This is a genomic window from Paenibacillus sp. tmac-D7 (assembly GCF_006519665.1).
GTDB lineage: Bacteria > Bacillota > Bacilli > Paenibacillales > NBRC-103111 > Paenibacillus_G > Paenibacillus_G validus.
In genome coordinates this window covers 43,298-64,256 of record NZ_VIDW01000029.1, presented here as the reverse complement: position 1 = coordinate 64,256, position 20,959 = coordinate 43,298, and the positions used below count along the sequence as shown (strand labels likewise).

Here is a 20,959-nt window from a genome sequence, read left to right as displayed (position 1 = left end):
GAACCGGCTTTCGTCAGCGCCGCCTCGGCAGATTTTTCCTCCCCGGCCAGCGCCAGCCCGACCGTGACCAGCAGCACCGCCAGCGTCGGCGGCAGCACGGTCCACTGCCAGACGTCCGATATCCACGTTTCGTTGCGGCTGAACGCCTGCTGCAGCATTTTTCCCCACGAGGGGCGGTTCGCGTCTCCAATGCCGATAAAGGCCAGACTCGCCTCAATCGTCACCGCCTGCCGAAACGACAGGATGAACTTCGTGCGCAGCAGCGGCCACAGGAACGGCAGCAGGTGATGGCGCAGCACATAGAAGGTGCCGCCGCCGAACAGCCTGGACGCCTTGACGAACTCCCGCTCCTTCAACGACAGCACCGAAGCGCGGATCAGCCTCATGAAGGACGGCCAGGTCAGCAGGCCCAGCGTCAGGATCAGCTGCCAGGTGCCGCCGCCGGTGAACGAGGCGACGATCAGAATAAGCAGCAGCGGCGGCAGCACCAGCAGCATGTTGGCCAGCGCATTCAGCACGGGATCGAGCCGCCGGGAATAGCCGGCGATCAGGCCCAGCAGGCCGCTCAGCAGCGTGCTGAGCAGCGAAACGCACAGCCCGACCAGCAGCGTCGTTCTCGCCCCGTATACAAGTCCGCTGAACACATCCTGCCCCAGGGAGTTCGTCCCCAGCCAATGCCCGGCTGACGGAGGCAGGAAGCGGTCGGCGTCGATCTCGAAGGGCGACGAGGAGACGAGCAGCGGCCCTATGAGTGCGGCGACGGCAAAGAGCAGCAGAACAGCAAATCCGATCCAGCGCGCTTTGTTCATAGACTCTCCCCCCGTCTGATGCGAATGCGCGGGTCCAGCCGCGGGTAAATGAGATCCGCGAGCAGGTTCAGAAGCAGTACAGCTACCGTAATCAGCAAAAACAGGCCGTGCAGCAGCGGGTAGTCCCGCGCCAGGATCGCTTCCTGAAGCAGCTTGCCGATCCCCGGGTACGCGAAGACCGTCTCGGCCAGCACCGAACCGGCCACCAGTCCGCCGATGCGCATCACAATGACCGTGACCAGGGGCAGCGCCGCATTGAGGGCCACATGCCGCAGCAGCAGCGCCCGTTCCCCGATGCCCTTGGCCTCGGCAAATTCCACGAAAGGCTCCCGCCGTACCCGGATTGCCTCGTTGCGCATCAGCAGATACAGCCCGGACATATTGGTCAAGGTCAGCGTCAGCGTGGGCAGCGCTGCGTGCCGTGCGATATCCACGGCATGCCCCCACCAGCCGCTTGACCGCAGGAAGGCAGTCTCCGCCCCGCCCAGCGGCATGAGGCCCCATTGGACGGAGAAGATAATGAGCAGCAGCATGCCGATAAGGAATTCCGGGATCGCGCTGAGCGTCAGCATCCCGACAAACCAGCTCCGATCGCTCCGCCCCGGATGCCACCAGGCGGACAGCAGACCGGTGGCCAGGCCGGCCGCCGTCGACAGCACCGTGGATGCGCCCACGATCAGCAGCGTCCAGGGCAGATGCTCGGCGATCACCTCGATAACCGGTTGCTTGTAGCTGATGGACAGGCCGAAGTCAAAGGTGAACAGCCCCCGGATATAGCTTGTGAACTGGGCCCACAAGGAGTCGTCCAGACGGTAATATGCCAGCATCGCCTGCTTCTGGACCTCCGTCAGGAAAATCGCGCCGTCCTCCCCGCCTCCGGTCAAAAAATCAACAGGGCCCCCCGGCATAAGCCGAGGGAGCCAGAAGTTCAGCAGCAGCACGAAGATCAAGACGCCTGCATAGGTTAGAGCCTGTTTATTTGCCGCCATCGATGAACGCGACCTTGTTATCCCAAAGTGGAATGCCGTCCGCTATGCCGCCGTACGTGTTGAACCAGCCGTCGAACACATTTTTCTTATACATAAAGTAGAACGGGCGGTGGTACAGCACCAGCGTCGGCAGCTCCTCGGCCAGCACGTTCTGCAGCTCGTCCACGATCGCCTTGCGCTTCGTCGGGTCCAGCTCGGCCTTCTGGCTTTCGGCGAGCTTCTGGAATTCCGCATTGTCGAACGTCTTGCCCCGGGCGGCCAGCGTGTTGTTCGCCTTGCCCAAAAACCACAGCCGCAGGAAGTCCGGGTCTCCGCTCAGACCGATATGGCCCGTAATCGCCATGTCGTACTTGTTCTCTCCCATCGCCGTCGAGAACGTCGCCGCATCGACCTGCTGCAGGTTGAGCGCAACGCCGACCTTCTTCAGCATTTCCTGCATCACCTGAGCCTCGGGAGAGGTCGAGGAGACCATGACGTTCAGCTTCAGATCGGCCCGCACGCCTTCCGCGTTTTTCTTGTAGCCCAGCTCGTCCAGCAGCTGCTCCGCCTTCGCCGTATCATAGGCGTAGTTCTTCACCTTGGGGTTGTACCACGGCGAATCCGGAGGAATGATCCCGGCGTTGCCGACGATCGGCTCCCCGCCCGTCAGCTTGCGCGCCATCTCCGAGCGATCGAGCGCATAAGCGATTGCCTGGCGGAGCTTCTTGTCCTTGAGCTGCGGATGCTCCAGATTGAAGGTGACGCGCAGAGCGCTTCCGGTAGGCGCGCTTTTGATTACGTCCAGCCCTTCCTTGGTCATCTTCTCCACATCGGCGTAGCTGAGGGAATAGCTGGCGTCGATTTCATCCTTCTGCAGCGCGAGCAGCTTGTTGGCCGGATTCAGGTAGGCGACCTCCTTCACCTTGACCTTGCCTTTAAAATAGCTGTCGTTGGCCTGGTACAAATATTGGCCCGACTTGGAGTCATACTCCTTCAGCGTGTAGGGGCCCGTGCCGACCAGCGCGGACGCGTCGCGGAATTCGACCGGCTTGTCCACCTTCTCCCAGACATGCTTCGGAATGATCGGCACGATGCCGACCAGATCGCTCAGGAAGGGCGCGTACTTCGAGTTAAGCTTGAACGCTACCGTGCTATCGCCGGTTTTGCTGACGGATGCGATCTGGCTGATGTCCCCGGTCCACATGAACGGGAATTTCTTGTAGTAGTCGAAGCTGAAGACCACATCGTCCGCGGTGAACGGCTGGCCGTCATGCCATTTGACCCCCTGCTCCAGCTCGAACGTATACGTCAGCCCGTCGTCCGACACCTTCCACGATTTGGCCAGCCACGGGATCACGCCCTTCTCGTCCTTCCATGTCAGCGTATCGAACAGGAACGAGTTGCGCAGGAACCCGGCCGGACCGGAGGCGCTGAACGCAAACGGGGACGGATAGCCGCTATTGCCCCATGCGAGGCGAAGCGAAGGAATTTGGACTGAAGCCGCGGCGTTCACGCTCTTAGCGGCATCGGCCGGCGATTTCGAAGCGTCGCCTGCGGAAGACGCCGGGGGCTGGCTGCCGGAGCAGCCTGCGACAACCGCCGCCAGGCAGATGAGCGAAGCGAAGGTACTGATTTTGGTGTGGAACAGCATGTCATACACTCCTCTTATTGGCTTTTATCGTAATCGTGTTGAGACGGCGCGTAGCCGTGGTCGCCTTCTGCCAGCCAGGGGAAAAATCCGTCCAGAAACCGCTCGGTGGCGGGCATGAAGTACGAGCCGTAATGAAACTCGGGGTCCAACGTTGTCATAATGAGCGTGCCCGACGTCGTCACCTTGTCGATATACAGAATGGCTCCGTCGTTCCGGACGCTGATCAGCGTCTGCGCCCCCGCCGGCGGCCTGAAAATGCCGTGATAGTGCCAGGTCGCATCCTGCAGCGTCAAATAGCGGAACAAATCATGCCCCGGCTCGTTCAGAATGAGTCCGCTGTCGGCCTTCGGATCGAGCCACCACCAGAAGTTGGTCGGCCTGAATTCCCAGCCGTGGCCGGGCAGCCAATCGAGCGGCTGCGCGCCGAACGCCGCTATCGTGCCTCCGCAATCGGCGAAGGCGCGCAGCTTGCCGGACGAGGCCGATACCATCCGCTGATGCAGCTGGGAAGGAATAAGAAGCACGTCAAGATCGTCCAACGACGCGCGGTGCAGCTCCGGCAAATAAATCAGCCGGTGCACATAAGTCTTGTACTTGGACTCCCGAAAGGTCCGGTGCTGATGCGCATTGCCTCCATAGAGCACCCCGATCCTTCTCATCCGTGTCCCTCCTTCCGGCCGATCCGGCCGATCTCCGCGCGCGCCCACGCTCTGAGCTGGCTTCCGATGCGCTCCGGCTTGCTCTCCGGGGGACCGTAGGTGAACAGGCTGTTCCCGGCATGGACCATTATCGTTCCGCCCGTGCTCATCCGGTCGATATAGGTGATTCCTTCCCCGCCGGGCAACGTCAACAGCACCTCCGCCCCGGGCGGAGGCGGGTTGTGCCCCCGGGCGAAGAACCCGGCCACTCCCTTGTTATACGTCAGCTCCTCGGACGTCAGCCCGGTAAAAATCGGGTGTGGCTTGTGGAACAATACCGTATAATCGAGGTGACTGCGAATGGTGCGCGGCACAAATAGAGAGCCGCCCGGCAGCCAATCGCGGAACAGATGGCCGCAGAAGATCAACAGCTTGCCCTGATCGAGAAAACGGCGGATCAGATCCCGCTGCCGGTACAGCCATTCCTGATCGGCGAAGGCATCGATCACCAGGCACGGATAAGGCGCAAGGTCCGTCTCGGCCAGCTTGTACTGGTCCAGTACGAAGCATTCCGGCCGGACCTGCAGCGCTTCCGCGCTTTCCATGCCGAAGAAGCAGCCGGAATCGAGAACGACAAATTCCTCGGCGCCCGCCTTAAATCCGTCCGCCCTGCTCATCCGATTTTCCGCACGTCCAGCAGCTCCTGCTCAGGCAAAGCCAGCGCCCGTTCGGCCAGTTCCAGCTTGAGCCTGCCGAATACCTCAGCATCCTGCTCCGTTGTCGTCCCTTCACGGCCCTTCTTCAGAAAATCATAAAATTCCCGCGGCAAAAAATGCTCCTTCAGCACAACCTCGACAGCTCCGGCACCCTCACCCTTGATCACGAAGGCGTAGCTCTGCGGACGGTAAGGATCGTATTGGCCGCGCGGATAGTCCGTATCCACCTGATAAGCCCCACGACTCACCGCCCGCGTGACATATTCGAACGCATCCCGAAAGCCCGGACCGGCATGCCCTGACACGACGGAGATCGCCTTGCGCTCGACCGCGCTGTCTCCATATAGCACGCGAAAGGCCGCCTGCTGGCTGCGAAAGCCGACCGCAACAGCCATCAGCGCCAGCTCGCCGTGATATTTGCGAATATCCTCAAACCTCACTTCCCATACATCCTTGCCATCCCGAACCTGTATTGCTGACATCTCATACACCCCTGTAGTCCCTTAATTTTTTGTACATGTGTATGGTAATACAAATGATAATGATTATCAATATCGACAAAATTCGCACCCGGCCATATCCCCTTGTCCCGGGCGGCTTGGCACGCTATTATAAAATTATTGAATGGATACGTAAGAAAACTGAATAGTGATCTTCTTCAAATTGCCGCCGGAGATGCGCGAGCTGATCTGTAGCGCGAATGTGATCAACAGCTGCCACCGGCAACTCTGCAAGGTTACGAAGGGCAAGATCAACTCAATTCGACATATACGTAAAGCGCCTCCTGCCATCTTTCGGCTTGAGGCGCTTTATGTTATTTATCCTTGGACTAGTGCTGTGACGATGTTATTTTTAAAGAATAGGCAATCATGAGAACCAGAATGACGAAGGACAATATCAAATTTTCCATGGGATGATCACGGTTAACAATAATAAAACGCAGGGTACCTGTTATACCAATGTATAAAAGATAACGTATAGGAAAATGGTAATTCTCTCTAAAATATTTGACGATCATAGACACAAAAGCAAAATAAAGGAAGAAAGCGAGTATCTCCTGTAAAATAATATGAATGTCCAGAGTGGTCTGGATCGTAGATAACAGAATAATCCATAGTTCACGGATCATTAAAAACGTTAAAATGATACCTAGAAGAATTAAGGAACCGTTAAGTATAAATTGGAACGTATTCAAAATCCGGTTGTTCATGTAACCCTCCACGTGTTTACCAAGGCCATTCGCTACCTTGATGATCTTCTAATAGGAGAACATCCACGTACGTCCCTTTTTCATATCCTCTTGTACCCCCCTGAAGAACAATCAGCGCATTGGCTTCTGCTAATGAAGAAACAGCACTGGACTTGTCAAAACCGGATGGGGAAACAATCAGTGATCCTTCATCATACGTGAGTTTTGCTCGTACGAACCTCATAAATGGATTAGGTTTTGGAAAACTTTCTCCTAGAATTGCTTTTACTTTTTTCAAATGCGGTTTTCCATGAAATAAATAAGTGCGAACGATCGGACGTACAAATAACTCAAAGCCAACGTAACAAGCTGAAGGATTGCCTGACAACCCGAATAATAATTTGTTATCTAAATGCGCTACGGTCGTCACGCTTCCTGGACGCATGGCTACTTTGTTAAAAAGAACGGCTGCCCCTAATTTTTCATAGACAGCCGGCAAATAATCATAATCGCCTACCGAGACGCCCCCGGTTGTAATTAACATGTCTACCTGACTTAATGATTCTTTCACTGCGGAGCAACACATATCCAAATCGTCGTTAAGTTTTCCGAAGTATTTGGCTTCTCCCCCAGCTCTTTGGATTTGAGAAAGAATCATATACGTGTTGCTATTTCGAATTTTCCCCGGCTTAAGCGGCTCATTTGCATCAAGAAGCTCACTTCCAGTCGCAATGATTCCGATGACTGGTTTTCTGGCAACAGGTACTTGACTATAGCCAAATGTAGCAAGAAGGGCCATGATCCCTGGATTTATGTAAGTACCTCTCTTCGCTAGAATCATCCCTTTTCGTGCTTCTTCACCTTGAAATGAAATGTTGTCTCCATGTTTAAACGACCTTTTAATCTCTATATAGGCTTGACCGTCCTCTTCAAACGGGCGTGTTAATTCAAGCATGACAACGGCGTCGCAGCTTTTCGGAATTTCCGCACCTGTCATAATGCGGACCGCTTGAAAGGGTCCAACCTTATCACGGTATACCGAGCCAGCCCCGATTGTACCCGTGACTTCGAAGGTAATTGGATGGTCCTTGCTTGCCCGAACCGTATCCTCGGATCTAATCGCAAAACCATCATAAGGAGAACGGTCAAAGGACGGAATATCATGATCCGCCGCCAAATCTTCAGCTAAATAACGCCCGTCTGCCAATTCAAGGGCAACCATTTCTTTTAAACCAAAACTGGCATATGCCATCAGATTACGAACGGCTTCTCCTACTGGAATGGGTGTCCTTCTCTCTACCATTTCTCTCACTCCTTATATCCCTTTTTCCTTTAAACTTTTTTGGAAAGAAAAGAAATAAGCAAACCCGACAAATACAGCACCGCCAATTGCATTTCCTATAAAAGCAGGAACAATATTCCCTGCAAATTCTGCCCATGAAAAATGCCCCGCAAAAATCGCTGCCGGAATCACAAACATATTTGCGACAACGTGCTGAAAGCCAATGGCGACAAAGGCCATGATCGGAAACCACATCCCGACAATTTTCCCAATGATATCGTCCGCCCCATAAGCGATCCAAATCGCAAGGCAAACAAGCCAGTTGCAACCAATTGCAGAAATTAACGTTTGTCCAAAAGAGTCCTGTAATTTCGCCTGGGCTATGGCCACGGTTTTACCCAAATAGGGCCCGGACTCGGTCAATCCGACCACGTGTCCGAAAAAATAAGCAACAAAAAGAGCACCGGCAAAGTTAGCCAATGTTACCCAAAACCAATTATTCAGTAACTGTTTCAAAGAAATTTTCCGCGCGTAAAGTGCAATTGACACGGATAACATATTTCCTGTAATGAGTTCTCCGCCTGCCAGAATAACTAATATGAGTCCCAAAGGAAAAACGATGCCTCCCAGCAAATTGGATAGGCTCCCCCAATGTTGCGGCAAATTGCCGATTACCCGAATATCAAGCAAAAAACCTAATGAAATGAATGCTCCTCCCAAAAAACCAAGCATAAGCATCGTAGGCAGAGACAGCCTCGTCTTTTGGACTCCTGCCTCAATCGCCATGCCGGCGATTTTTCCGGGTACATGAAATGACATAGCCAAACCAATCCTCCATTTTTAAATAAAAAAGCAGCACCAAGAATCCCTACACAAGGTACGGGTTCTCGAATGCTGCTTAATTTCCTTGCACACGTTCTCCTACAAGGCTATCAATCATCACTGTCGTTAGAATAGAAAATATACAGAACTTGCATACCTTCCATTCCTCATATACAAACGTATATGCAGGCGTTGTTCATCATAACAAAAAATGAAGATAACGGCAATCCTCTTTGGACATTTTCCTATCCCCCGATATGCGACATTTCCACTTTAGGAGATACCTTAGGATGGGTATGACTTAATCGTTCGTCTGAGTAGCGATCGGAACGATGATTCCAAACTGCCGAGATGGCGGCGGCAATCGTTTGATCATTTTGCCCGGAATGGAGCAGTTCTCTGAGATCATAGCCTTTGGAAGCAAATAAGCAAGTATAGAGTTTTCCTTCTGCCGAGAGGCGGGCCCTTGTGCAGGATGAACAAAAGGAATCTGTCACGGACGAAATAATTCCCATTTCCTGATCACGATCTGTATAACGATACCGGGTCGCCACTTCTCCGTTATAATTAGCAGGAATTCGTTCAATGGGCATCCGCTCGTTAATCGACTCGATAATCTCTTGTTTGGACACCACTTCATCTAATTTCCAATCATTGGAATTCCCGACATCCATGTATTCAATGAAGCGCAGGGTATATCTCTTCTCTTTGAAGTATTGTGCCATCGGGATGATGTCCTGGTCATTTTTTCCTTTTTGGACCACCATGTTTACTTTAACTTTCATTCCCGCTTCTGACGCGGCCTGCATGCCTTCAAGAACCGTTTTCACCCTGCTTCGATTTCCGTTCATATAAGCAAAACGCTCTTCATCCAGCGAATCCAGACTTACTGTCACACGGGATAAGCCGGAATTGTATAGATCACCTGCAAATTTCTTAAGTAATGAACCGTTAGTGGTTAAGGCAATGTCCTCTACCCCATCGATTAGCTTCAGTCGCTTGATAAGTGCGGGGAGATCTTTGCGCAGCAAAGGCTCTCCTCCGGTAATACGCAATTTTTTTACGCCTAAAGAGACGAAAATCCGTGATAATCTTTCAATTTCATCAAACGATAAAATGTTATCATCAGACAAAAAAGCATAGTCCGGACCGAATATTTCCTCCGGCATGCAATACCGGCAGCGAAAATTGCAGCGATCGGTAACCGATATCCGCAAATCCCTTAAGGGGCGCTGCAGTTTATCCAACACAACATCTTCCATGTGGATGGCCTCACTTCTGTATATCAAATAGTTAGAATCCGATTCGGACACGTATACACATTTAGCGAATGATTACGGATAAAGCCTATTGTGGTAATTCCCAACTGTTCAGCCAGCTGTAATGCCAATTCTGTCGGAGCTGACTTTGACAATATCACTTCGCAGCCTATTTTTGCAACTTTCAATAAAATTTCGGAGGAGATACGACCGCTAAAAACGATGATTTTGTCACCGATGGAAATGTCATTCTTCAAACAATAACCATAAATTTTGTCCAAAGCATTATGTCTTCCTATGTCCATCCGGCTTAAAACAATTCCGTTCGCATCACATAAAGCCGCATTGTGGACCCCGCCAGTATGATGAAAAGTATCCGCAGATTGCTGCAGATCATTCATTAACCGAAAACAATCGTCGATGGAAATTTTTACACGAATATCCTCCATCTTCTTGGCGGTCAACGCATCGTTTACAAAAACAAATCCTTGTCTGCTCATCCCGCAGCAGGAGGTAATATATCGTTTGCTTTGAAAATCACGGTAATACGAATTGACTTTGGTTGTTGTCACGTGGACAAAGCCTTCTCTTTCTTGTATCCATATTTTGTCAATGTCCTCGTATTTCCTGATAATCCCTTCAGACGCCAAAAAACCGATGACCATATCTTCTATAAATTCTGGCGTACAAACCATCGTAACAAATTCCTGTCCGTTAATTTTCACCGTAACCGGATATTCCGTTACAATGCTGTCCTCAACTTTCTCGGCATGACCATTAACAAAACGAAGGACTTCCCTTTTCACCTCGATGGGTTTCATGCTCTTTACCCCCTCTCCACTTCGATGTTTTTATCAAAGACAAAAACGGAAACGGCAATATCTTCTTCTACCTTCATATCCGAAAACAGGTGAACCAATTTGGCGCCGACGATATCCTCCAAGCCTTGTGGAAGATTATTCGAATACACTTGTTGAATCATTTTAGTTCTGGCGATATGGACCATATCCGTACCGTCCGGTGTTCCTGCAATAAACTTCTCTGTAGGCGTCAAATTTCCGTACAGCGTGGAAACGGCCATGTTCTCGACAAATACGGTATGAATACGCTCCGGCCCCTTGCCAAACAAATCTTTGCGAAGCTTTCGAATAATATCATTAAATTCATGAACCATTTTTGACATGACACCATTCTCCTTGTTCAACGATTGATATAAAATTTTTACTGTTGGCTTTTTATTAATTTTCTTATCATAAATCAACACTTGAGAAAAAAAAAGAGCGGCGTCCGAAACTGCGTATTCCAAAAAATAGTTTTTTGTATTGTTAATACGCTAACTAAGCGCTATAATAGTAACCGATAAAGATGGAGTCATGATATTTACCCTGTTATGATTCTATTATTTCATTCGCTTATAATGGATTGGTGTGTTAGCAAGATCTGCTAATGAACTATTCCACCATGATCGTACACGGCCTCCTGTTACCTCAGGCGTGTTTGATTATGGTGGTTTTTTTATTTGTCTAAAAGGAGGAAGTAGAACCATGAACGATAACATGGTTAGAATTACAATTGACGGCAAAGGGTATCAAGCCGCTCCCGGTTCAACCATCCTGGAAATCATTAATCAAAATGGGATCGAGCATCCGCAAATCTGTTATGTTCCAGAGGTAGATCCCATTCAAACTTGCGATACCTGTATCGTAGAAGTCGACGGAAAGCTTGTACGTTCTTGCTCCATGGTTGCTATGAACGGTATGAACATTGAATTGTCATCGAAAGGCGCCAAAGAGGCTCAAACTGAAGCGATGGATCGCTTATTAGAAAATCATCTGCTCTACTGTACGGTATGTGACAATAACAACGGAAACTGTAAGTTACATAATACCGCTGAGCTGATGGAGATTGAACACCAAAAATACCCCTATACCCCAAAAGCAGACGTATCTGAAGTCGATATGTCCCACCCTTTCTACCGTTATGACCCTAACCAGTGTATCGCCTGCGGTCAATGCGTTGAGGTTTGTCAGAACCTTCAAGTCAATGAAACTCTGTCCATAGACTGGGAAGCGGAGCGTCCCCGCGTGATATGGGATGATGGAGCGGCAATTAACGATTCTTCCTGCGTTAGCTGCGGGCAATGTGTCACTATTTGTCCATGTAACGCGTTGATGGAGAAATCGATGCTGGGCGAGGCCGGATTTATGACTGGATTGAAAGAGGACGTTCTCGAACCGATGATCGATCTGGTCAAAGAAGTTGAGCCGGGCTATAGTGGTATTTTTGCCATTTCGGAAGTAGAAGCGGCGATGCGCGATACGCGTACGAGAAAAACCAAAACCGTATGTACCTTCTGCGGCGTAGGCTGTTCATTCGAAGTTTGGACGAAGGGTCGCAAGATTCTTAAAGTTCAACCTACTTCCGATGCACCGGTCAACGCCATTTCAACTTGCGTAAAAGGGAAGTTCGGCTGGGACTTCGTTAACGCTGAAGAACGTCTCACTAAGCCGTTAATTCGTAAAAACGGCGTATTCGTCGAGTCCACCTGGGATGAAGCGCTTGATTTAGTCGCAAGCAAATTAGGCGCGATTAAACAACAATACGGAAATCGTTCCATTGGCTTTATCTCTTCTTCCAAGATTACAAATGAAGAAAATTATGTGATTCAAAAGTTAGCACGTCAAGTTTTCGAAACGAACGACGTCGATAACTGCTCACGTTATTGCCAATCTCCTGCAACAGACGGTTTATTCCGGACGGTAGGTATGGGCGGCGATGCAGGTACGATTAAAGATATTGCGCAAGCAGGTCTTGTTATCATCGTTGGCGCAAATCCGGCAGAAGGTCACCCGGTATTAGCCACTCGTGTCAAGCGTGCACACAAGCTTCATGGGCAAAAACTAATTGTTGCGGATCTTCGCAAAAATGAAATGGCTGAGCGGTCTGATATCTTTATCAGTCCTAAGCAAGGTACAGACCAAGTATGGCTTATGGCGGTTACCAAATATATCATCGATCAAGGCTGGCACGATCAAACCTTTATTGATGAGAATGTTAACTTCTTCGATGATTTCAAGGCTGTGCTTGAGAAATATACGCTCGAATACGCAGAAGAAATTACGGGAATTTCAAAAGAAACGCTTATTCAAGTAGCTGAAATGATTCGCGATGCAGACGGTACTTGCATTCTTTGGGGTATGGGCGTCACCCAAAACACGGGCGGATCCGATACTTCCGCCGCGATTTCGAACTTGCTGCTTGCGACAGGAAACTACCGTCGTCCAGGCGCCGGCGCCTACCCGCTTCGGGGCCATAACAATGTACAAGGCGCTTGTGATATGGGGACTCTTCCAGGCTGGCTCCCAGGATATCAGCACATCACCGATGATGCAGCCCGTGCCAAATTTGAACAAGCATATGGCGTGAAAATCGATGGCAAACCAGGTCTCGATAACATTCAAATGCTTCATGCGATTGAAGAAGGCAAGATGAGAGCCATGTATCTTGTCGGCGAAGATATGGCGCTTGTCGACTCCAATTCCAATCATGTGCACGATATTTTATCCAGTCTTGATTTCTTTGTCGTTCAGGATATTTTTCTTTCCAAAACAGCACAGTACGCAGACGTTGTACTGCCTGCAACTCCATCTCTTGAGAAAGATGGGACATTTACAAACACCGAACGTCGTGTACAAAGGTTGTATCAAGCCCTTCCTCCGCTGGGAGATTCCAAGCCCGACTGGTGGATTGTGCAAGAGGTCGCAAACCGTCTGGGCCAAAACTGGAACTACAGCCACCCAAGCGAAATATTTGCAGAAATGGCAAGCTTATCTCCAATTTTCGGAGAAGCCAATTACGAAGTGCTTGAAGGCTGGAATAGTTTCTTATGGGGAAGCCTTGATGGTGTCAGCACGCCGCTTCTTTATGTCGATGGATTTAACTTTCCGGATAAGAAAGCCCGCTTTGCCCTATCTGATTGGGTGCTCCCGGCCGAATTCCCGGAAGAGTACGACCTTCACATCAATAACGGCCGTATGCTCGAGCATTTCCACGAAGGTAATATGACGAACAAATCAAAAGGCATTCAATCCAAAGTGCCTGAGATTTTCGTTGAGGTTTCTCCGGAGCTTGCGGAAGAACGCGGAATTAAAGACGGTTCGCTCGTTCGTTTGGTATCCCCATTCGGAGCGCTTAAATTACATGCTCTTGTAACGGATCGCGTGAAAGCAAATGAAATCTTCCTGCCGATGAACTCGGTAGATAAGGAATCAGCGATTAATTTCTTAACCGGTCCTGCGGTCGACCAACGCACCAATACACCTGCATATAAACAAACCAAGGTTCGTCTGGAAGTGCTGCGTGTAGACGGAGAAAACCCTCTGCCGCGCACGAACCCGCGCAACAAAAAACGTCATCCCCAAAATGGCGTCGAGGTTCAGCGCAAGTGGGATCGCCCGGGGTATGTCCACTTAACCAATAACTAGACAGGAGGAACGTATATGGCAGCACCAATTACAGCCATTCAAAAGCAAGAATGGACCGATGAAGAGCGGCGGCAGCAAAGGCTGGAAGATTTAAAAACACTGCTTGCCGATAACGAACAAGCCATAAACAAAATATTGGATATCGTTGGTGAACTGAACGACATCGGCGTATTTGAAGCTGCAAACGCTATGCTTCAGGCCAAAGAAAAAATCGCAAAAATTGCCCTGGGACAAATAACCCGTGAACCCGTAACGAATATGATCAATAATCTTATGGGTGCGGCAGGCGCATTAACCAGCCTTGATCCGGAACTGACAAAAAAACTGGCAGGCAGTTTGTCATCAGGCTTGGATGAAGGCAGCAAGCACTTGCAAAGCAATAAAAAAATAGGCATGCTTGACCTTGTAAAAGTATTAAATGATCCGGATATTAACCGTGCAATCGGATTCGGTATTCATTTCATGAAAGGTTTAGGCAAAGGATTAAAAGAAGAATAAATTAAAAAAAAATTGTTAAATCCTGCTTGAAAGGAACCTTTTCGTCTTATTTAGACAAAAGGTTCCTTTCATAAATTGGATTTGACCCCTTCTATTAGAAAAGGAATGATCGTATGCTGACAAACGTAAATGTTTTAGAAGCCCTCAGGCATGTAGAAGATCCTGAGCTTCATAAAAGCATTGTTGATTTAAATATGATAAGAAATATCAAAATCGATGGTGTCCGAATTGGACTGGAAGTTGTATTAACCATCCAGGGCTGCCCTTTGAAAGCTAAAATTGGGCAAGATATCGAAGAATCTCTCAGACGCATCGGCGCTGCAGACATTTCCTTATCATTCAGTTCGATGACGAATGAAGAGCGCGCTGCCTTAACCCAGTCGTTAAAAAAAGAATCTACATCTGAAGGAGGAATGCCCGCAATGTTACGTCCGGATTCCGGTGTAACGTTTATCGCTGTAACTAGCGGAAAAGGCGGTGTAGGAAAATCAACGGTAACGATTAACCTCGCAGCCGCATTGGCGCGATTAGGCAAAAGAGTAGGCATATTAGATGCAGATATATACGGTTTTAGTATCCCGGCCATGATGCAAATCAGCCAGAAGCCAACCATGATTGACCAGACGGCGATCCCTCCCGTTAGTCACGGTATTAAAGTCATGTCAATGGGATTTTTCGCACCGGATAACAATGTAGTGATGTGGCGCGGGCCTATGCTCAACAAATGGATCCGGAATTTTCTCGGGAATACCCACTGGGGAGAATTAGATTACCTGCTTCTTGATTTACCTCCCGGTACGGGTGATGTCGCGATTGATGTAGCTGCCATGATTCCTCAAGCCAAAGAAATCATTGTGACCACTCCTCATAATGTAGCTTCTTTTGTCGCTTCAAGAGCAGGTGCCATGGCGAAGCATACCAAACATGAAATTATAGGCATCGTGGAAAACATGTCTTATTATGAAGACAAAGCTGGAACGAAGAATTACCTTTTTGGACGAGGTGGCGGCGAAACACTTGCGTTGGAGCTGCAAACCGAGGTAATCGCCAAAATTCCTTTTGCACAGCCAGAGGAAAATACCGGTTCATCTGTTTATGAGGAAGATTCTCTCCTTGGGGAGGTCTTCTCACATTTAGCGGAAGAGCTTGTCAACAAAGGTAAATAACTTTTTCGAGGGCGGTCGTAGACGTCTCTAGCAAGATAGGATAAAAAAAGAAGCGATCCTCACCGACAATGTAGCCCTATTTCATATCGTTGTCGCTGAGGACGCAGAATATGCAGCACTCTCGTGCATTCAAAAGTTAAAAACTGTGGATGGGTCTTCAACCGGGCAGCTTCATTTCCTATTCACATCAGCCGTTCCAGTAGGCATCCGTCAATAGTTGTTCAATCCTATCCTGCAGATCCAATAAATCGATATCTTCTTGATCCAACGGGGATTCCGTCGTTAGAAATACGCCTTTGTTTTTGAACGCGGAGCCAAAGCCGACGATCGGCAAGGAGTCCGAAGCTTCAGACCAGAAGTCTTGTTTCAGCGGAATTCCGATCGCCCCCCGTATATTTTCCCCGCCCGAATGGGGATGTAACGAACAAATGCAAGCGTCCGCCCCCAACGATGTGAAGGGAAACCGATTTCCTTCCGTCTGTTGAGGACTCCTTAATACCCCCGGCAGATTAAAATGTCTTATGACGTTAAATATCGGTTTGTATACCCCCGATAAGGCGACTAAACTTTCTTGTGAAGCGCCGCTGCTCCCTTCATTTACAATAATTCCGTCCACACCCGCCTCCGCATACTCCCTGCATAAGGCAATCACAGCTTGAACAACGGTCTCTAGGTGCGGAAGATCGGATAGATCAGCCCCTTCGTCGCTTCCCGCTTGCCGGCCGTAAAGCCCGCTCCAAACCGATAACGGACCGGAAACGGACGCGAACAGAGGAATTTGCTTGCCTTCAACCTGGGCATACCGTGTGGCCGCTTCGATAAAGACCGGGACTCTCCCCCGTCCAAGCCAGGCCTCGGAGTCAAAGGGAGGGGGCTCCTCCCTGGAAAGACGCCCCCCGATCTCCGGCTTTCCGCCGTCCCACCGCACCGGCAAACCGAAAGCTTCGGCTTCCAGCGATGTGTCGAGCGGCATCACGACCGCATCGTAATTCAATAATTGCTGCGTATTTCGCAGCGCTTGATGCAGAAGCCCCGGATCACTCCATGTTTCCTTCAAAGAATATTGATCGACCCTCGTCAAATACGAACCGATGAGCGGGATGAACGGTGGGCGAGGCACTTTGCGGCAGCGCAGCGCGTTTTTTACCAACTCTTTGACGTTCATGCGACTCCTCCCCCGATGAACATTCAGATTCTCACGATCTTACGTGTAGGCTCTGCGTTAGGCCAAGCGCCATAATAGGATAGAGCATCTTCTGACGGTTTATGTTTCGACCATTCCGCTACGAAATCCTCATACCTCTTGCCCCGTCTCTTGCGCGCGTCCCTCTCATCGTTCCGCGCTTGCACAGTGGCTTCTTCGTCGACGGCCCATGTGGATGAATTATACACGAGCTTATACAAGCGCTTCGCCACCTCGTCTGAAATCATGCCTTTGCGCAAATCCGAAATGACGTCTTTCGGATCGCGATCGAGCACGTCGCCATAACCGCTGCCTCCGGAAGAGCTTCCGATAAAAATGTCCCCGCGCCCGAATACTTCGGCGAATCTTATATTTCCTTCGACCTTATAATCTCCTTGAATCGTGCGGTCTTTTACAAGCTCCATCACGTCGGACGGCAAATCTCCGTCGCCGCGCTCCGCCTTTTCGAAATAGTCCGTATTTTTCAAGGATAAACCCGGGTGGGTAGCGGGAGGATACCCTCCGAACAAGCCTAGCGAGGTCGGAACCTTATGGTTTTTGCTGTTCGATTGATACACTAGAGCGGGCACACTCTGTACAGCCACGCCGATCGTCGCGCCGGAACCGCCTCTGTACTTGCCGAACCCCATGGAGTTTTGCAGATGCTTGAAGAACAGATGCAGGTGAGGCTGTTCATTTTCCATATCCTCCACATCCGGCCCTTTGCCCCAGCATCCCCATGGGAATCCCCAGCTGTCGATTCCGTCCCGGTCTGAGCGTGCTCCTCCTCCCTCGCTATTAAAGACGTTCGCCAGGATGTCGGCAAACGACACGCCCCATTGATTCACTCCGGCCACGACAAAACTGGATCCCCTGCAGCCGTAAACGGCTGTCGCAATATCATGCTGCCCGCTGGCAAACAGCAGCTTCGCCATGGCGTGCCCGATGACGGCCATGGTTCCGCTGTTGCTGACCGGTGAATTCGCAACGGAAGCATCCCAGTTGGCATTGAGGTAGGTGCCGAGCGGCACTACAAAGTCAATGGGCGAAAAGATGCCCGAAGCCGTCGGCAAATCGGCGAACGGCACGCCGAACAAGTAAATCGCGCTGTGTGCCCTCACGATATGGGCGAAGGAGTTGAACGATCCGTCGTTTTCCGGGGAGCTTCCCGTAAAGTCAAAGGTTAGTTTGCCGCCCTCTTTCTTCAAGGTAAGGAAACAGCGAATCAAAGAATCTTGCGTGCCGATAGTGTCGAAGAAAGCGACGGACCTGTATGTTCCGTCTTCCCAGCTTTCCAGGCGCTTGTAGACGGCTTCCTCGGCCACTTCAATCATCTTTCGCATCACGCCGACTACGACATGAATCCCTTTGTCCTTAATCAGCTCTTGAATCCTCACCCGTATGCGGTCGCAGCCAACCACCCGAGCCTTCGTATCGATCACTTGCATTCGCGGCGCACGGGATACCATGTTGGCCATCATTTCTAAAATATCGTTGCGGATTTGATAATTTTCTCCGATTTTCATCGGCGGCAGCTTCATGCCTTCATCGTATCGGGTCCGGGCGGTAACCGGCATTCCTCCCGGTTCGATGGCACCCGTTTCCGGTTGATGTACGGCGGTGGCGGCCCAGGCTACCAGTTCCCCCTCATGGAAAATAGGCATGACGGCCGCCTGATCGGGATTATGCACGCCGCCATACAGCGCCTCATTGGCGTAAAAAATGTCCCCTTCGCGAATCCCGACGGTCGGATCGTCCTTGAAGTATTTCAGAATATATTTGATGGCAATCTGCGTCGTTACGGAGTGGAGAAACACCCCGCAGTAGGCTGTGACCAAGTCTCCCTTGGCCGTGTAGAGACCGACAATCAGGTCCCCCGAATGGAAGAAGCCGGAGACGCCGACCCGCGTAAGTATTTCCTTGCCCTCCAACACGATATTGTTCAGCTTTTCACTGTAGATCTCATATTCTCCGGGCTGCAGCCGTTCCATGCATTCCGTTTCGAAATCTGACCGCGGTTCAGGCTTGAACCTCTCGTTAATCTCCAAATCAAGCGGCATTGTCTGTTCCCCTCCTCATCATAATGGTTCCGTTACACGATGGAGATGCGATCCGCCGAACGAATGGCATCCGGTACAGCGGCATCGGTCTTCGTAATGAGCCCGTTAAGATACTTGTCGACGGTATAGGCAGCGCCGGGCGGCAGCACCACGGTCGTGTTGCTGGATTCAATAATCGCCGGACCGCTGACGACATTGCCGCAGCTCAATTTCTCCATCTGGTAAATATCCGTATTGCGGTATTCCTTCAGCTCCTCCCAATACGCTTCCCGTTTTCCTTTCCAGGCGGCGCTCGGATCGGTGCCTTGAGGGACCGCTTCAGGCAGTTCATATTTCGGCTGAACTACGATAGCATGAAGCACAATATTCTCGATTTCGACGCCGCCTTCCGGATAGACCCCTAACGGACTGTACGCATTGGAATATTCTTTGGTGAATTGATCCCATAAGACTTGCACATCTTCCCGGCTCTCCAGCGTCAAAACTGGAGATTTCGTTCGCTTCACATTGAGCTGTCCTCCGAACTTCATATCCGCTTCCAGCTCAAATACCACCTGTTCCTCTTTGAAGCCTTCGCCGCGAATATCGCGCAGCGCTTTGTCTTTCAAGCGATATACGACTTCATTGAAGCTGTCATAATCCGCCAGAAATTCTTTGGTTCCCGGCTTCAGCAAAATAATATGTTTGGATTCCTCATAGATGTGCTTGATATCCATCAAGCTGGAAGAAAACGCGCAAAATACAGGAGATTGCTGCATGACGACAATGTTGGAAATGCCGGCGTGAAATCCGTATCCGCAGCAATGCGTCGCTCCGGCTCCGCCCATGGCAAACAGGACAAAATCTTTGGGGTCGTAGCCTTTAAGGGCCGTTTCCTTGTGAATGATATTTCCCATATTTCCATCTACGATCTTCTTAATCAACGCCGCCGCTTCAACTACGTCGATTCCTAACGGCCGGGCTATTTTATCGTGAATCGCCTTCCGCGCTTTCTCCAGGTTCAGCGTCAATTCGCCGCCGTGGTAATAATCCGGATCAATATATCCCAAGATGAGATCGGCATCCGTGACGGTAGGCTCGGTTCCCCCTTGATCGAAGGCTGCAGGTCCCGGGAAAGAGCCCGCACTCTGCGGCCCGACTTCCAGTCGGTTGCCGAGCAGCGTATTGATCCAAGCAATCGATCCTCCGCCGGCTCCTATGGATTTGGTTTCAATAATCGGCAAATCCACCCGCCATCGGTCAATCACAGGGTGAAATTGATAAAATCGGGTGCTGCCGTCCACGACAAGGCCAAGATCGAAGCTGGTTCCGCCCATATCGGAAAACACGACGTTGTCGTAGCCGTAAAGCTTGCCGATGTAGCTGCTGCCGATAACGCCGGATACGGGACCGCCATTGTAGGTGTTGACAGCGGCTGTCCGGTACACCTCTCCCATTCCGCCCGTGTTATACACCATGAGCAAGGAGCGGTCATATCCCAGGTCACGAAGCTCATCCCCGATGCCGGCCAATTCCTCCGCGATCGTTTGATGCAAATAGGCATTGAGAATCGTTACATTGGCCCTGCTGTATTCAAACCGTTTGGGCAGCACAGCATGGGAAAGGAAAACCGGCATATTCCCCAAGAAAAATTCAGGATAATCCTCTTTAATGATTTGTTTGATCCGCTGTTCATGCACCGGATTTTTAAACGACCAAAGCAAGCAAACGACAAATCCCATGACGCCTTGGTCGACAAGATACTGGAGCTTATTGCGAAAATCTTCCTCATTCAGCGGACGCACCACGTTCCCGTTCGAATCAATTCTCTCTTTGACGCCTACGACAAGCTCGCGCGGAATCAAAGGCTGTGGTTTGTCCACCTTGGCTACATTGCGGGCTTCTTGGGAGCTGATGCCATCCTGCCATTGGCTGCCTTTTCCGATAAAGGTGACGTCTTCGAACCCTTCGGAGGTTATCAATGCCAGCTTGGGTCCTTTGCGCTGAATCAGCTTGTTCATGGCCACCGTTGTCGAATAGCGAATCACTTCCGTATCCGTTAGTAATTCCTCCGTGGTCAGGCCGAGCTCCGCCGCCCCTTTTTCAATCGATTTCATAAAACAAACGGATAGATCGTAGCCTGTGGTCGGGCTTTTCGCAATAACGGACTTATCCTTGTATCGGATAAAGCAATCCGTAAAGGTACCGCCGATATCGATATCGATCGTTGCTTGTTTCTTTTGCTGAATCGACAT

Annotated in this window: 18 protein-coding genes; 3 read left to right on the top strand and 15 right to left on the bottom strand. The window is 50.4% G+C overall.

Features of this window, described 5'->3' with window-relative positions:
• The 12 genes from FKP33_RS18575 to FKP33_RS18520 form a co-directional block, all read right to left on the bottom strand.
• On the bottom strand, positions 1-809 hold an 809-nt coding region (locus FKP33_RS18575; protein WP_141336027.1), incomplete at its 3' end, for an ABC transporter permease.
• A complete protein-coding gene (locus tag FKP33_RS18570; protein ID WP_141336026.1) occupies positions 806-1,798 on the bottom strand; it encodes an ABC transporter permease in 993 nt (330 codons plus the stop codon). The genes FKP33_RS18575 and FKP33_RS18570, both read right to left, overlap by 4 nt.
• Positions 1,785-3,428: an ABC transporter substrate-binding protein gene (locus FKP33_RS18565; protein WP_054797067.1), complete on the bottom strand. Its 1,644-nt coding sequence runs from the start codon at positions 3,426-3,428 to the stop codon at positions 1,785-1,787. Before FKP33_RS18565 ends, FKP33_RS18570 begins: the two co-directional genes overlap by 14 nt.
• Before the next feature lie 14 nt (positions 3,429-3,442).
• Positions 3,443-4,087 carry a hypothetical protein gene (locus tag FKP33_RS18560; RefSeq protein WP_141336025.1) on the bottom strand — a complete coding sequence of 215 codons (645 nt, stop codon included), beginning with the start codon at positions 4,085-4,087 and terminating at the stop codon, positions 3,443-3,445.
• Positions 4,084-4,743, bottom strand: a complete 660-nt coding sequence (locus tag FKP33_RS18555; protein ID WP_141336024.1) for a phosphate starvation-inducible protein PhoH — start codon at positions 4,741-4,743, stop codon at positions 4,084-4,086. Before FKP33_RS18555 ends, FKP33_RS18560 begins: the two co-directional genes overlap by 4 nt.
• Positions 4,740-5,264: a hypothetical protein gene (locus tag FKP33_RS18550; protein WP_127610754.1), complete on the bottom strand. Its 525-nt coding sequence runs from the start codon at positions 5,262-5,264 to the stop codon at positions 4,740-4,742. Before FKP33_RS18550 ends, FKP33_RS18555 begins: the two co-directional genes overlap by 4 nt.
• A 347-nt stretch (positions 5,265-5,611) precedes the next feature.
• Positions 5,612-5,992, bottom strand: coding sequence for a phosphate-starvation-inducible protein PsiE (locus FKP33_RS18545; protein ID WP_127610752.1), 381 nt, complete (start codon positions 5,990-5,992; stop codon positions 5,612-5,614).
• A gap of 16 nt (positions 5,993-6,008) precedes the next feature.
• Positions 6,009-7,274, bottom strand: a complete 1,266-nt coding sequence (locus tag FKP33_RS18540; RefSeq protein ID WP_141336032.1) for a molybdopterin molybdotransferase MoeA — start codon at positions 7,272-7,274, stop codon at positions 6,009-6,011.
• A gap of 12 nt (positions 7,275-7,286) precedes the next feature.
• Complete coding sequence (locus FKP33_RS18535; RefSeq protein ID WP_141336023.1) at positions 7,287-8,072, bottom strand: formate channel; 786 nt, start codon at positions 8,070-8,072, stop codon at positions 7,287-7,289.
• 248 nt (positions 8,073-8,320) lie between these two features.
• On the bottom strand, positions 8,321-9,337 hold the full coding sequence (gene moaA, locus FKP33_RS18530; RefSeq protein WP_141336022.1) for a GTP 3',8-cyclase MoaA: 1,017 nt from the start codon (positions 9,335-9,337) through the stop codon (positions 8,321-8,323).
• A 23-nt stretch (positions 9,338-9,360) separates the two neighbouring features.
• A complete protein-coding gene (gene fdhD / locus FKP33_RS18525) occupies positions 9,361-10,155 on the bottom strand; it encodes a formate dehydrogenase accessory sulfurtransferase FdhD (protein WP_127608959.1) in 795 nt (264 codons plus the stop codon).
• Positions 10,156-10,160: 5 nt separating this feature from the next.
• Positions 10,161-10,517 carry a Na-translocating system protein MpsC family protein gene (locus FKP33_RS18520; RefSeq protein WP_127608960.1) on the bottom strand — a complete coding sequence of 119 codons (357 nt, stop codon included), beginning with the start codon at positions 10,515-10,517 and terminating at the stop codon, positions 10,161-10,163.
• Between the two features lie 361 nt (positions 10,518-10,878).
• Between FKP33_RS18520 and fdhF the strand changes: the two genes are divergently transcribed.
• The 3 genes from fdhF (at position 10,879) to FKP33_RS18505 (ending at position 15,482) form a co-directional block, all read left to right on the top strand.
• Positions 10,879-13,818: a formate dehydrogenase subunit alpha gene (fdhF, locus tag FKP33_RS18515; protein WP_141336021.1), complete on the top strand. Its 2,940-nt coding sequence runs from the start codon at positions 10,879-10,881 to the stop codon at positions 13,816-13,818.
• 15 nt (positions 13,819-13,833) lie between these two features.
• Entirely contained in the window at positions 13,834-14,316 is a 483-nt protein-coding gene (locus FKP33_RS18510) for a helical membrane plugin domain-containing protein (RefSeq protein ID WP_141336020.1), read from the top strand.
• A gap of 113 nt (positions 14,317-14,429) precedes the next feature.
• On the top strand, positions 14,430-15,482 hold the full coding sequence (locus FKP33_RS18505; RefSeq protein WP_141336019.1) for a P-loop NTPase: 1,053 nt from the start codon (positions 14,430-14,432) through the stop codon (positions 15,480-15,482).
• A 187-nt stretch (positions 15,483-15,669) separates the two neighbouring features.
• On the opposite strand, the gene FKP33_RS18500 is transcribed toward FKP33_RS18505, so the two are convergent.
• The 3 genes from FKP33_RS18500 to FKP33_RS18490 are packed head-to-tail and all read right to left on the bottom strand — an operon-like array spanning position 15,670 to position 20,959.
• Positions 15,670-16,647, bottom strand: coding sequence for a uroporphyrinogen decarboxylase family protein (locus FKP33_RS18500; protein ID WP_141336018.1), 978 nt, complete (start codon positions 16,645-16,647; stop codon positions 15,670-15,672).
• Positions 16,648-16,670: 23 nt separating this feature from the next.
• Positions 16,671-18,725, bottom strand: a complete 2,055-nt coding sequence (locus FKP33_RS18495; RefSeq protein WP_141336017.1) for a hydantoinase B/oxoprolinase family protein — start codon at positions 18,723-18,725, stop codon at positions 16,671-16,673.
• Positions 18,726-18,757: 32 nt separating this feature from the next.
• The gene (locus tag FKP33_RS18490; protein WP_258313487.1) at positions 18,758-20,959 is read right to left on the bottom strand and encodes a hydantoinase/oxoprolinase family protein; all 2,202 of its coding nucleotides are present in this window, start codon (positions 20,957-20,959) and stop codon (positions 18,758-18,760) included.

Excerpts from the sequence above, each read along its gene's own strand:
- FKP33_RS18490 (WP_258313487.1), bottom strand. The coding sequence starts at position 20,959 with ATGTCGATTCAGCAAAAGAAACAAGCAACGATCGATATCGATATCGGC.
- fdhF (WP_141336021.1), top strand. The coding sequence starts at position 10,879 with ATGAACGATAACATGGTTAGAATTACAATTGACGGCAAAGGGTATCAA.
- FKP33_RS18535 (WP_141336023.1), bottom strand. The coding sequence starts at position 8,072 with ATGTCATTTCATGTACCCGGAAAAATCGCCGGCATGGCGATTGAGGCA.
- fdhD (WP_127608959.1), bottom strand. The coding sequence starts at position 10,155 with ATGAAACCCATCGAGGTGAAAAGGGAAGTCCTTCGTTTTGTTAATGGT.
- FKP33_RS18520 (WP_127608960.1), bottom strand. The coding sequence starts at position 10,517 with ATGTCAAAAATGGTTCATGAATTTAATGATATTATTCGAAAGCTTCGC.
- FKP33_RS18555 (WP_141336024.1), bottom strand. The coding sequence starts at position 4,743 with ATGAGCAGGGCGGACGGATTTAAGGCGGGCGCCGAGGAATTTGTCGTT.
- FKP33_RS18560 (WP_141336025.1), bottom strand. The coding sequence starts at position 4,087 with ATGAGAAGGATCGGGGTGCTCTATGGAGGCAATGCGCATCAGCACCGG.
- FKP33_RS18540 (WP_141336032.1), bottom strand. The coding sequence starts at position 7,274 with ATGGTAGAGAGAAGGACACCCATTCCAGTAGGAGAAGCCGTTCGTAAT.
- FKP33_RS18550 (WP_127610754.1), bottom strand. The coding sequence starts at position 5,264 with ATGTCAGCAATACAGGTTCGGGATGGCAAGGATGTATGGGAAGTGAGG.
- moaA (WP_141336022.1), bottom strand. The coding sequence starts at position 9,337 with ATGGAAGATGTTGTGTTGGATAAACTGCAGCGCCCCTTAAGGGATTTG.
- FKP33_RS18495 (WP_141336017.1), bottom strand. The coding sequence starts at position 18,725 with ATGCCGCTTGATTTGGAGATTAACGAGAGGTTCAAGCCTGAACCGCGG.
- FKP33_RS18500 (WP_141336018.1), bottom strand. The coding sequence starts at position 16,647 with ATGAACGTCAAAGAGTTGGTAAAAAACGCGCTGCGCTGCCGCAAAGTG.
- FKP33_RS18510 (WP_141336020.1), top strand. The coding sequence starts at position 13,834 with ATGGCAGCACCAATTACAGCCATTCAAAAGCAAGAATGGACCGATGAA.
- FKP33_RS18570 (WP_141336026.1), bottom strand. The coding sequence starts at position 1,798 with ATGGCGGCAAATAAACAGGCTCTAACCTATGCAGGCGTCTTGATCTTC.
- FKP33_RS18545 (WP_127610752.1), bottom strand. The coding sequence starts at position 5,992 with ATGAACAACCGGATTTTGAATACGTTCCAATTTATACTTAACGGTTCC.
- FKP33_RS18505 (WP_141336019.1), top strand. The coding sequence starts at position 14,430 with ATGCTGACAAACGTAAATGTTTTAGAAGCCCTCAGGCATGTAGAAGAT.
- FKP33_RS18565 (WP_054797067.1), bottom strand. The coding sequence starts at position 3,428 with ATGCTGTTCCACACCAAAATCAGTACCTTCGCTTCGCTCATCTGCCTG.